The 12,534-nt window shown below is 67.5% G+C and carries 10 protein-coding genes; 6 read left to right on the forward strand and 4 right to left on the reverse strand.

What is annotated here, in order from left to right:
* Positions 1-4: 4 nt before the first annotated feature.
* Positions 5-1,084 (reverse strand): substrate-binding domain-containing protein, encoded by a 1,080-nt coding sequence (locus P5W98_RS10395; protein ID WP_421024458.1) that lies wholly within the window; start codon positions 1,082-1,084, stop codon positions 5-7.
* A 131-nt stretch (positions 1,085-1,215) separates the two neighbouring features.
* On the opposite strand from P5W98_RS10395, the gene P5W98_RS10400 reads away from it, so the two are divergent.
* From P5W98_RS10400 to P5W98_RS10415, 4 genes are read left to right on the forward strand one after another with little or no spacing between them, the layout of a single operon-like run.
* Complete coding sequence (locus tag P5W98_RS10400) at positions 1,216-1,737, forward strand: NAD(P)H-dependent oxidoreductase subunit E (RefSeq protein WP_421024459.1); 522 nt, start codon at positions 1,216-1,218, stop codon at positions 1,735-1,737.
* Complete coding sequence (locus P5W98_RS10405) at positions 1,734-3,299, forward strand: formate dehydrogenase beta subunit (protein WP_421024460.1); 1,566 nt, start codon at positions 1,734-1,736, stop codon at positions 3,297-3,299. Before P5W98_RS10400 ends, P5W98_RS10405 begins: the two co-directional genes overlap by 4 nt.
* A gap of 16 nt (positions 3,300-3,315) precedes the next feature.
* A complete protein-coding gene (gene fdhF, locus P5W98_RS10410; protein WP_421024461.1) occupies positions 3,316-6,252 on the forward strand; it encodes a formate dehydrogenase subunit alpha in 2,937 nt (978 codons plus the stop codon).
* 4 nt (positions 6,253-6,256) lie between these two features.
* Positions 6,257-6,514, forward strand: coding sequence for a formate dehydrogenase subunit delta (locus P5W98_RS10415; RefSeq protein WP_421024462.1), 258 nt, complete (start codon positions 6,257-6,259; stop codon positions 6,512-6,514).
* Positions 6,515-6,607: 93 nt separating this feature from the next.
* On the opposite strand, the gene P5W98_RS10420 is transcribed toward P5W98_RS10415, so the two are convergent.
* The 3 genes from P5W98_RS10420 to P5W98_RS10430 form a co-directional block, all read right to left on the reverse strand.
* Positions 6,608-8,350: an FAD-dependent monooxygenase gene (locus P5W98_RS10420; protein WP_421024463.1), complete on the reverse strand. Its 1,743-nt coding sequence runs from the start codon at positions 8,348-8,350 to the stop codon at positions 6,608-6,610.
* Positions 8,351-8,464: 114 nt separating this feature from the next.
* Positions 8,465-9,502 (reverse strand): cation diffusion facilitator family transporter, encoded by a 1,038-nt coding sequence (locus tag P5W98_RS10425; protein ID WP_421024464.1) that lies wholly within the window; start codon positions 9,500-9,502, stop codon positions 8,465-8,467.
* A complete protein-coding gene (locus tag P5W98_RS10430) occupies positions 9,499-9,819 on the reverse strand; it encodes an ArsR/SmtB family transcription factor (RefSeq protein ID WP_421024465.1) in 321 nt (106 codons plus the stop codon). Before P5W98_RS10430 ends, P5W98_RS10425 begins: the two co-directional genes overlap by 4 nt.
* A gap of 158 nt (positions 9,820-9,977) precedes the next feature.
* Between P5W98_RS10430 and P5W98_RS10435 the strand changes: the two genes are divergently transcribed.
* Entirely contained in the window at positions 9,978-11,930 is a 1,953-nt protein-coding gene (locus tag P5W98_RS10435) for a tetratricopeptide repeat protein (RefSeq protein WP_421024466.1), read from the forward strand.
* 29 nt (positions 11,931-11,959) lie between these two features.
* Positions 11,960-12,502, forward strand: coding sequence for a GNAT family N-acetyltransferase (locus P5W98_RS10440; RefSeq protein ID WP_421025250.1), 543 nt, complete (start codon positions 11,960-11,962; stop codon positions 12,500-12,502).
* Positions 12,503-12,534: the final 32 nt, after the last annotated feature.

The following is a 12,534-nucleotide window of genomic DNA, read 5'->3' on the forward strand; positions in this document are numbered from 1 at the left end:
CGTATTACAAAACCCGCCCCGACCAGCCCACCCCAAGTGGCACGATCGCTCCACATTCTCCCGGATCGTAGCCCTCCAGCTGCGCCACGGACTGGCGAAACGGCGCGCTGCGCAACAACTGCAGCACGCTCCCCAGTGGCTCACGCTCCAGTTGGGCGCGCTCGCACGCGAAATAGTAGTCTTCGTCGGCGATCGGGATGAAATCGAGGCCGAAGTGGTGCGCCGCCGGCTCCACGCCGAAACCCACGTCGGCCATGCCGCTCGCGACAAACGCCGCAATCGCCGAATGGGTGAGTTCCGCTGACGCATAGCCGTTCACGCGCTCCGGGTCGACGCCCACGCGCGTGAGCAGCAGATCGATCAACAAACGCGTGCCCGAGCCCGGCTGCCGGTTCACGAAGCGAATGTCGCCACGCGACAGGTCGGCGAGGCCGGCGATCCCGCGCGGGTTGCCGCGACCGACGAAGAGGCCTTGCTTGCGGCGCGTGAGGTGGATCAGCACGTGGCGCTGCGGATCGAGCCAGTTGCGGTAGGCGTCGGCGCAGGCTTCGCGAAAATCGCTGCGCGGAAGATGAAAGCCGGCCAGATCGCATTCGCCGCGCGCGAGCGCCGTGATGGCGTCGACGCTGTCGCGATATTTGATCTCCACGGGCACCTGGTCGGCGACGAGCGCCGTGACCAGCGCCGCCACCGCGTAGCCATGCGAGGCGTGGATACGCAGGTCCTGCGCGTCGGGCGCGAGCCAGCGGTTCAGATCGCTCGCCACTTCGCTCGCGAGCGCCTGAAGGTTGCCGGACAGGCGCTCCGTGCACAGACGCTGCGAGCGCAGCACCGCTTCGCCCAGTTCCGAAAGCACGGAGCCGCGCCCGCGCGCCTTGGCGATCAGCGCGCCGCCCAGGCGCTCCTCCAGATCGCGCAGCAGTCCCCACGCGTGACGATAGGACAAACCCTTACGCTGCGCGGCCTGCGCAATGCTGCCCTCTTCAGCGACGAGCGCGAGGAGCGGCACCACGTCCGTCAGACTGGCCTCCCGGCCCTGTACGTCGCGCACTACCAGTTGCGCCTGACATTCGACCTTGATCATTATGAAATCTCGTTTCCTATTGCGCCGCCCTTCTTACGGGCCTATTGTTCGTCCATACAAGAAAACAACCCCAGCATAGATGCGCACTTTATGAATAGCAAGCGCATATATGCCTCCACAGGAGCTCTACAGTGGACGAGACAACCGCAAGCGCGCCCGACGCCCTCGTGCAGCGCCATGCCCAACCGGGCCGCACCCTGCTCGCAATCCTCCATGCGATCCAGGACGAAGCCGGCTTCGTGCCGTCCGCCACGGTCGCCCCGCTCGCGAAGGCGCTGAACCTTTCGCGCGCCGAAGTGCACGGCGTCATCACCTATTACCACCACTTCCGCACCGCGCCGCCCGCGCCCGTGGTTGTGCAGCTGTGTCGTGCCGAGGCATGCCGCAGCATGGGCAGCGAAGCGCTCGCGCAGCATGCCGAGTCGCATACCGGCTGCCGCTTCAAGCAGCACGGCCACACCAGCGAGCACGCGCACGACCATACGCCCGCCGGCGAAGTGGAATTGGAGTCGGTCTATTGCCTCGGCCAGTGCGCGCTCTCGCCCGCCATGATGATCAACGGCACGCTGCATGCACGCGTGACCCCGCAGAAGTTCGACGCGTTGCTGGCAAAAGCGGTGGCCGCCGTCGCCCATACCGAGGAGGCCGTATGACGCGCATCTATGTTCCCCGCGATTCGTCGGCGCTCGCGCTCGGCGCCGATGAGATCGCCGCCGCCATCCAGCGCGAAGCCGCTGCACGCGGCGCGGCCATCGAGCTCGTTCGCAACGGCTCGCGCGGCCTGCTGTATCTCGAACCGCTCGTCGAGGTCGAAACGCCCGATGGGCGCGTCGGCTATGCGAACGTCGAAGAAGACGACGTCGCAAGCCTCTTCGACGCGGGCTTCCTGCAAGGCGCGCAACATGCGCGCTCGGTCGGCCTCGTCGAGCAGATTCCGTATCTGCGCAAGCAGCAGCGCCTCACCTTCGCCCGCATCGGCATCACCGATCCGCTCTCGACCGACGATTACGTCGCGCATGGCGGGCTCGAAGGCCTGCGCCAGGCGCTCACGATGAGCGGCGCCGACGTCTGCGCAGCACTGATCGAATCGGGTCTGCGCGGACGTGGCGGCGCGGCATTCCCCGCCGGCATCAAGTGGCGCACCGTCGCCCAGGCCCAGGCGGACCAGAAGTACATCGTCTGCAATGCAGACGAAGGCGACTCGGGCACGTTCTCCGACCGCCTCGTGATGGAAAGCGACCCGTACGTGCTGATCGAAGGCATGACGATCGCCGGGATCGCCGTGGGCGCCACCGTCGGCCATATCTACGTGCGCAGCGAGTATCCGCATTCGATCGCCGCGCTCGAAGAAGCGATCGCCCGCGCACGCGCCAAGGGCTGGCTCGGCGACGACGTGCTCGGCAGCGGCAAGCGCTTCGACCTGTTCGTCGCGAAGGGCGCGGGCGCCTACGTCTGCGGCGAGGAAACCGCGCTGCTCGAATCGCTCGAAGGCAAGCGCGGCATCGTGCGCGCGAAGCCGCCGCTGCCCGCGCTCGCCGGCCTCTACGGCAAGCCGACGGTCATCAACAACGTCATCACGCTCGCCACGGTGCCGATCATCTTCGCGAAGGGCGCGGCGTACTACAAGGACTTCGGCATGGGCCGCTCGCGCGGCACCCTGCCGTTCCAGCTCGCGGGCAATATCGCGCGCGGCGGGCTCGTGGAGCTCGCGTTCGGCGTGACGCTGCGCGAGCTGATGGTTGACTACGGCGGCGGCACCGCCAGCGGCCGCCCCGCGCGCGCCGTGCAGGTGGGCGGCCCGCTCGGCACCTATTTGCCCGAGAGCCAATGGGATATTCCCATGGACTACGAAGCGTATGCGGCAGTTGGCGCGGTGGTCGGTCACGGCGGGCTCGTCGTGCACGACGACACCGCGAACCTCGCCGGGCTCGCCCAGTACGCGATGGAGTTCTGCGCGCTCGAATCGTGCGGAAAGTGCACGCCGTGCCGCATCGGCTCGACGCGCGGCGTCGAGGTAATCGCGAAGATCCGCAATGGCGACACCTCCGGTAAGCAAGTCACGCTGCTGCGCGATCTGTGCGACACGATGGTGTCCGGGTCGCTTTGCGCGATGGGCGGCATGACGCCCTACCCCGTGATTTCCGCGCTCAACTTTTTCCCCGAAGATTTCGGTCTTGAACCTGTCCAGCCAGCCGCCAGCGCGGCGGCCGCCTGAACGAGGAGCCACCACCATGTCCGACACGCTCATGCCCCAAGCCGGCGGCTGCGGCTCCGGCAACTGCGCCTGCAAATCGGCAGCGATGAAGCAACGCTCGCCCTTCGACGACACCGATTTCGGCACGCCGCTGCGCCACGCCGATGTGGACGTCACGCTCGAAATCGACGGCCAGTCCGTGACGGTGCCCGCAGGCACCTCCGTCATGCGCGCCGCGGTAGAAGCGGGCATCAACGTGCCCAAGCTATGCGCTACCGACTCGCTCGAACCGTTCGGCTCGTGCCGCCTGTGCCTCGTCGAAATCGAAGGCCGGCGCGGCTATCCCGCTTCGTGCACGACACCGGTGGAAGCCGGCATGAAGGTGCGCACGCAAAGCGACCCGCTGCACAAGCTGCGCCGCAACGTAATGGAGCTTTACATCTCCGATCACCCGCTCGACTGTCTCACCTGCCCTGCCAACGGCAATTGCGAACTGCAGGACATGGCGGGCGTCACGGGCCTGCGCGAAGTGCGCTACGGCTTTGACGGCGCGAACCACCTCAAGGACAAGAAGGACGAGTCGAATCCGTACTTCACCTACGATCCGTCGAAGTGCATCGTCTGCAATCGCTGTGTTCGCGCGTGCGAGGAAACGCAAGGCACGTTCGCGCTGACGATTTCCGGACGCGGCTTCGAATCGCGCGTCGCCGCGGGTGCGAGCGAATCGTTCATGGATTCGGAGTGCGTTTCGTGCGGCGCCTGCGTGGCCGCCTGCCCGACCGCGACGCTGCAGGAAAAGTCCATTGCCATGCTCGGCCAGGCCGAGCACTCGGTCGTGACAACCTGCGCGTATTGCGGCGTGGGCTGCTCGTTCAAGGCCGAAATGAAGGGCAACGAAGTGGTGCGCATGGTGCCGCACAAGAACGGCCAGGCGAACGAAGGCCACGCCTGCGTGAAGGGCCGCTTCGCGTGGGGCTATGCCACCCACAAGGACCGCATCAAGAAGCCGATGATTCGCGCGAAGATCACCGATCCGTGGCGCGAAGTGAGCTGGGACGAAGCGATCAAATACGCCGCGAGCGAGTTCCGCCGCATCCAGGACAAGTACGGGCGCGATTCGATCGGCGGCATCACGTCGTCGCGCTGCACGAATGAAGAAACCTATCTCGTGCAGAAACTCGTGCGCGCCGCGTTCGGCAACAACAACGTCGACACCTGCGCACGCGTGTGCCACTCGCCCACCGGCTACGGCCTGAAGACCACGCTTGGCGAGTCGGCGGGCACGCAGACTTTCGCGTCGGTCGATTACTCGGACGTGATCATGGTGATCGGCGCGAACCCGACCGACGGCCACCCGGTGTTCGGCTCGCGCCTGAAGCGCCGCGTGCGCGAGGGCGCGAAGCTGATCGTCGTCGATCCGCGCCAGATCGACATCGTCGATACCGCGCACGTGAGGGCCGAGCATCATCTGCAACTGCGCCCGGGCACCAATGTCGCGATCGTCAATGCGCTCGCGCACGTGATCGTCACCGAAGGCCTCGTGGACGAGGCGTTCGTGGCCGAGCGCTGCGAGACGCGCGCGTTCGAGCAGTGGCGCGATTTCGTCGCGCTGCCCGAGAACTCGCCGGAAGCCATGGCCGAAGTCACCGGCGTGCCGGCCGAGCAAGTGCGCGCCGCCGCCCGCCTCTACGCACGCAAAGGCAACTCTGCGATCTACTACGGCCTCGGCGTGACCGAACATGCGCAGGGCTCGACCATGGTGATGGGCATCGCGAACCTCGCGATGGCGACGGGCAACATCGGCCGCGAAGGCGTGGGCGTGAATCCGCTGCGCGGCCAGAACAACGTGCAGGGTTCGTGCGATATGGGTTCGTTCCCGCACGAGCTGCCGGGCTACCGCCACGTGAGCGACACGGTAGTGCGCAACGAGTTCGAGAGCGCCTGGAACGTCGCGCTGCAAAGCGAGCCGGGCCTGCGCATTCCGAACATGTTCGACGCGGCGATGGACGGCACCTTCATGGGCCTCTACTGCCAGGGCGAGGACATCGTCCAGTCGGATCCGAACACCCAGCACGTGGTGGCGGCGCTGTCGTCGATGGAATGCATCGTCGTGCAGGACATCTTCCTGAACGAAACCGCAAAATACGCGCACGTGCTGCTGCCGGGCTCGTCGTTCCTCGAAAAGGACGGCACCTTCACCAACGCCGAGCGCCGCATCTCGCGCGTGCGCAAGGTGATGCCGCCGGTGGCCGGCTACGCGGACTGGGAAGTGACGATCCTGCTCTCCCGCGCGCTCGGCTACGAGATGGACTACACGCACCCGTCGCAGATCATGGACGAGATCGCGCGTCTCACGCCGACCTTCCACGGCGTCTCGTACAAGAAGCTCGACGAAATGGGCAGCATCCAGTGGCCCTGCAATGAAGAAGCGCCCGAAGGCACGCCGATCATGCACATCGACGAGTTCGTGCGCGGCAAGGGCAAGTTCGTGATCACGAAGTTCATCGCCTCGCCGGAAAAGGTCACGCGGCGCTTCCCGCTGCTGCTCACGACGGGCCGCATCCTCTCGCAGTACAACGTGGGCGCGCAGACGCGCCGTACCGAGAACTCGCGCTGGCACGAGGAGGACCGGCTGGAGATTCATCCGGTCGATGCCGACGACCGCGGCATTCGCGACGGCGACTGGGTGGGCATCGAATCGCGCGCGGGGCATACCGTGCTGCGCGCGAAGGTGAGCACGCGCATGCAGCCGGGTGTGGTCTACACGACGTTCCACTTCCCCGAATCGGGCGCGAACGTGATCACCACGGACGCATCGGACTGGGCCACGAACTGTCCCGAGTACAAGGTGACCGCCGTGCAGGTGAGCCACGTGCAGCAGCCGTCGGAATGGCAGCGCGAGTACTCGCGCTTCAACACGACCCAGCTCGAGTTGCTGAGCAAGCGCGAACCGCTGGCCACTTCAGGGAAATAAGGCGATGAAAGCAGACCACCTGATCGAAATGGCGAACCAGATCGGCAGTTTCTTCGACTCGCTGCCCGATCGCGATGAAGCGCTCACGGGCATCGCCGAGCACATCCGCAAGTTCTGGGAGCCGCGCATGCGCCGCACGCTGCTGGCGGCGCTCGACGGCACGGCGGCCGATGCAGGGGCCCGGGAAGCCGGCTTCACCGAGATCGTGGCCGCCGCGCTCACGCGGCACCGCGACTCGCTCACGCCCGCAGCGGCGGCTTGATCGCAGCGCTGTATGAAGAGCGGGGCGAAGCGCGCACACCGTGCGCCTTAGCCCCGCTTCGCACGAGCACTGTCCTGCCTCAACGCAATCGACCTACTGCGCCTCGGGCCGGGGCGCGGACGCAGGCGTAAACCACGTCTCGCAATGGCGCAGCAAGCCGTGCAGGTCCGATCCCGTTCGGCCGCGCGCGCAGATGTAGCCATCCGGTCTCACGAAATAGAACGCAGGCCGCGTGCGCCCATAGGCATCGCTGAGCGAGGGCGCGCCCTCGCCCGCCAACGGCGCCTCGCTGTCCGGCAGATCCGCCACCCACCAGACCCGCACCGCCTGCGGCAACACCCGTTCGACCGCCTCGGCAAACGGCCTGAGCGCGGCAACCGCGTTTGCTGTGCCGGTCGCGCCCAGAACGCTCGCGACGCTCGCCGGGCCATCCGGCTGCGCATGTTCGGCGGCTTCCACGGCGCGCACCGCGTCGTCGTCCACCAGCAGGAACAGCGAGAAGCTCGCCGGATCGTGCAGATCGAAGATGCGGCCCTTGCCTGGCGCCTTGCCAAGCGGCCCATCGACCACCCGCACGAGGGCGTCGGGCGCGCGCTCGCCCGCGCGCGGTCCGCCGTCGAGCACGCGCTCGAGCGTGAGCGCGCTACGCCGGTATTGGATCGACAACTCGCTCAACGCCTCGCGCGCCGCATCGCGCAGCGGACCGAGCGCGACCAGCGCCGGCATCACGCGCTCGCGCAATAGCTTGAGCGGTCCGTGATCGGCTTCGACCAGTTGCGTCATGAAGCTCGTCTGCCGCAGCACGATGCGCTCGATCGGATAACGCTCGGCGTGGTACGTATCGAGCAGCCGGTCCGGCGCGCCGCCCAATGCGCGCGCGAGCTTCCAGCCCAGATTGAACGCCTCCTGAATGCCCGTGTTCATGCCTTGCGCGCCTGCGGGGCTGTGCACGTGCGCGGCATCTCCGGCGAGAAAGACGCGCTCCGCGCGCAGAAAGCGCACCATGCGGCTATTCACGTGAAAATACGACGCCCAGGTCATGTCGGCGACCGAGACGAGATGGTGGATGCGGCGCTCGACGATCGAGCGGCATTCTTCAAGCGTCGGCACGGGCGGCGCGCCTTCGGGTGGTGCCGGCAGCATCGCCTTGTGATCGGCCATCAGACGATAGCGCCCGCGCCCATACGGAAAGATCGCGGCAAGCCCGTCGCCCGATGCGAACACATGGAACTCGTCTTCGGGCCACGGCGTGCTCGCGGCGATATCGGCGAGCAAGAACGATTGCTCGCTCGACTCGCCATCGAACTTCATGCCCAGGTGGTGACGCACCGTGCTGTGCGCGCCATCGGCGGCGATCATCCAGGCGCAGCGCAACGCTTCGGTGCGACCGTTGGCAAGACGCACGTCGGCGCTCACGCTCGCGGAACCTTGATTGAATTCGATCAGCTCGACGCCGCGCTCGACCTCGACGCCAAGCGTCGCGAGCTGCGCCGCGAGAATGCGCTCGGTCTCGCTCTGATCGATGAACAGCAAGTACGGATAGCGCGTGAACAATGGATCGAAGTCGAGGCGCGCGCGGCGCTGGCCGTTCGAATAGAGATTGGCGACGTGCGCGCGATGACCACGCTCGAGAAAGGGCTCGATAATCCGATGCTGCTCGAAGAGTTCGAGCGTGCGCGCCTGAATGCCAATCGCGCGCGTGTGACGCCCGGGCTCTCGCGCGCGATCGATCAGGCGGACCGGAATGCGCGCGCGGGCAAGACTCAAGGCGGCGGCGAGACCGGTCGGCCCCGCGCCGACGATGAGCACGGACGGCTGGGAAAAAGCCACGGTCATGCAGACCTCCATGCGATCGACTTGAGACGTAGTGTACGCCCGCTCCTGGCCCCGTTGAGCGCCCCGATGCGGCCAGCGGAGTCCCGGCAACGCTCGCGCACGCTCAGGAATGGCTCAGGGATGAAGATGCGGCGCGCCGTCGAGCGAGCAGCGATGCGCGCTCGTGCCCAAATCCACCTGCAAGGTCACATGCTTCACGCGGAATTGCGTACCGAGCGCGCTCACGATAGCGTCGAGCACGGCATCGCCAGGATGGCCGGCCGGCATCACGAGATGCGCGGAAAGCGCGTTACCCGTGGTGGAGAGCGCCCAGACGTGCAGATCGTGCACATCGGTCACGCCCTGCTGCTGAGCAAGAAAGCCGCGGATGCGCTCGATATCGACACCTTCGGGCACCGCTGCGAGCGCAAGCCGCACCGACTCGCGCAACAGCCCCCACGTGCCGTGCACGATCACGAGCACGACGACGATGCTCATCGCCGGATCGACCCAGCTCCAGCCCGTCGCCAGGATCACGAGGCCGCTCACGGCAACCGCCGCCGAGACGCCCGCGTCGGCGGCCATGTGCAGGAAGGCGCCGCGAATGTTGAGATCGTCCTTCTGGCCGCGCATGAAGAGCCACGCCGAGAAGCCGTTGATCACGAGGCCAAGCGTGGCGACGATGAACACGTCGAGTCCGGCCACGGGCGCGGGGTACAGCAGACGGCCGATCGCCTCGGCAAGAATCGCACCGCAGGCGACGAGCAGCAGCGCCGCGTTCGCGAGCGAAGCAAGGATCGACGAACTGCCGAAGCCGAACGTATAGCGCGCCGAAGGCCGGCGCGTGGCGAGCCATGCGGCGCCCCAGGCGAGCAGCAGACCGAGAACGTCGGAGAAGTTGTGGCCGGCGTCGGCGAGCAGCGCGGTGGAATGTGCGATCACGCCATACACCGTCTGCGCCACCACGATCACGATGTTCAGCGCGACAGCCAACGCGAACGCACGGCCATGGCCCGAGGCCGGCGCGTGATGGTGATGATGGTGGCCGTGTGCGCCGTGGTCGTGGTGGTCGGCGTGTGCGTGGCCGGGATGGTCGTAGCCGTGGTCGTGAGCGCCATGCCCATGCCGTGGCGCGGCGCCCTCGCCTGCATGCCCGGAATCCGCGCGCGTCACGTGAGCTCCTGCCAGGTGGAGACCGGCTCGGCCACGTGCTCCAGCATCCCCGCGAGCATCGCGCTGATATGCGCGTCAGCGCCGGCGTAAAACACCTGTTTGCCTTCGCGCTCGGCCCGCACGATGCGCGCGGCGCGCAGCAGGCGCAGATGATGGCTCACGAGCGACGACGACAAACCCAGCGCATCGGCAATCGCGCCCACCGCGCGACGGCTCTGCACGCAGGCCAGCACGATGCGCAGGCGGGTGGGATCGCCGAGCAGGCGGAACAGGTCGGCGAGCGGCGCGACGCGCTCGTCTTCGGGATACGACAACATGGCGACGGCCCAAACATATGAACAGATGTTCAAATGTTAGTTGCGGTACGGCAACAGGTCAAGCCGCGCTGGAAGGCCGCGCACGCGAGGTTCGGGGAGCACCCATCCGAGTGTGGGAAAATGCCGCCTTCGTCACTCCCCGTATTTGTCTTTCAGTCATGGAACAGGTTTTTGTCCGCGCGTACGCCGCACATCGCGACGGCCGGCTGGACGACGCCGAGCGCGGCTACCGCGCGACGCTCGCCGCCGATCCCGTGCACGTCGATGCGCTGCACATGCTCGGCGTGCTGCGGCATCAGCAGGGCCAGCACGCCGAAGCCGCGGACCTCGTGCGCCGCGCGGTCTCGCTGCGGCCCGACGACGCCGCGCTCCAGCTGAATCTCGGCAATGCGTTGAAGGCGCTCGGCGAACTCGAGGGCGCGATCGAGCGCTTTCGCAATGCGCTCACGCTGGCGCCCGCGTTCGCGCTCGCGCACTATAACCTCGGCAACGCCTACGCGGCGGTCGGCCGCCACGAGGACGCGATGTACGCGTTCGGCCACGCGGTGCGCCTGCAGCCCGGCGACGCCTCGTCGCATAACAATCTCGGCAACGCCCTGCACGCGCTCGGCCGCCATGCCGACGCCGCCGAGGCGTTCCGCCGCGCGCTCAAGATCCGTCCGGGCCATGCCGGCGCGCACAACAATCTCGGCATGGCGCTCAACGCGCTCGGCGACTGCGCGGGCGCCGTCGAGCAGTTCCAGAAGGCACTGCGCTTCCAGCCGCGTTTCGTCGCCGCGCATTTCAACCTGGCCAACACGCTCGACGCCACCGGCTATCACGCGCAAGCCGTCGCGGGCTTCGAAACCGCCCTCGCGCTGCAGCCGCAATTCCCGCCCGCGCTGTTCGGACTCGGCAATGCGCTGGCGGCGCTCGGGCGGCACGAAGAGGCGCTCGGCCCGTACGAGCGCGCGATCGGCCTCGATCCGAAGTTCGCGCTCGCGTGGCTCGCGCTCGGCTCGGCGCAGCACGCGCTCGGGCGCCACGCCGCCGCGCTGCGCGCCTTCGACGAGGCGCTGCGCGTACGGCCCGATCTCGCGGCCGCGCATCTGAACCGCGCACTGATATTGCTGACGCTCGGCGATTTCCAGCGCGGCCTTGCCGCCTACGAGTGGCGGCTCGACCCGGCCGCACGCGAAAGCGTCGGTGGCGTCACGGGCGTCGCGAATGGCGCGCACGCCGCCGACATCATGATGATCACCGCGCCGCCCGTGAATCGCGATGCCGCGGCAACCGCGCTCACCGCCGTGCCCCGCTGGCGCGGCGAGCCGCTTGTCGGCCGCACACTACTCATTCACGCTGAGCAAGGCTTCGGCGACACGCTCCAGTTCGTGCGCTTCGTGCCGAACGTCGTGGCACTCGCACACAGCGGCGCGCGCATCGTGCTCGAAGTCCAGGCGCCGCTAGTGCCGCTCATCGCGCCGGCTGCCCACGTCGCGCGCATTACGTTGATCGAACAAGGCGCGCCGCGACCAACCGTCGACCTGCACTGCCCCCTGCTCTCGCTGCCGCTTGCGCTCGGCACGACTTACGAAACCGTGCCTGCGCCCATACCCTATCTTGCGACCCCGCCCGCCTATCGGCGCAAATGGCGCGGCTCGCTCGGCGGGCAAGCCAAGCGCAAAATCGGCCTTGCCTGGTCGGGCCGCATCATGAAGCACGAAAACCGCTCGCTGCCGCTCGCCGCGCTAGAGCCGCTGTTCGCGCTCGAAGGCATCGACTGGATCGTGCTCCAGCCGAACCTGAGCGAGGCTGAGCACGCGGCGCTCGATGCGCATCCGCGTGCGCGCACCATCCACCGGCTGGATGGCAGGCTGGAGGATTTCGCGGACACCGCTGCCGTCATCGAACGCCTCGACGCCGTGGTCTCCATCGACACGTCGATTGCCCACCTCGCGGGCGCGCTCGGCGCCAAGCTCTGGCTGATGCTGCCGTTCGCCGCCGACTGGCGCTGGTTCACCGGCACCGACGCGAGCCCCTGGTATCCACGCGCGCACCTCGTGCGCCAGCTGCGGCCCGGCGCATGGGACGAGGTGGTCGCACGCGTCGCCGCTGCGCTACGCGAGGCCTGAGGCCCGACAGCAGATATCCAATGCCCAGCATGCCCACCGCCCCTGCCCTCACACTGCGCCCGGCCACGACTGCCGACGCCCCGCTGCTCGCCGCCATGCATGCCGCGAGTTGGCAAGCCGCGTATCGCGATCTGCTGCCCGCCGCATTCCTCGAACGGGAAGTCGATACCGAACGCGCCGCATACTGGCGCGCGCGCATGGAGGCGCCCGGCGAGGACCGCCGCCTCGTGCTGATCGCCGAACTCGGGGAACAACCGGAAAGCCGCACGCCGGTCGGCTTCGTCTGCGCCGAGCGTCAGCCCGGCTCGCCCTGGGGCGCGTTGCTCGACAATCTGCACGCCCTGCCGGGGCATCAGGGCATCGGCGTGGGCAAGCGGCTCATGCAGGCCGCCCAGGCGTGGGCGCGCGCCCAAGGCGAATCCCGGCTCTATCTCTACGTGCTCGAAGGCAATACGCCCGCAATCGAATTCTATGAGCGGCAAGGCTGGCAATATTCGGGGGCGGAGCCCGACCATATGGGCGGCATCGACATTACCGCGCTGCGTTACGTCTATCGGCTCGACGCCGCATAACAAAAATGAGATAGCGATTGGCACAGCCCGGA

The organism is Paraburkholderia sp. A1BS-2L (assembly GCF_051125205.1).
In the GTDB taxonomy this organism is placed as follows: Bacteria; Pseudomonadota; Gammaproteobacteria; order Burkholderiales; family Burkholderiaceae; genus Paraburkholderia.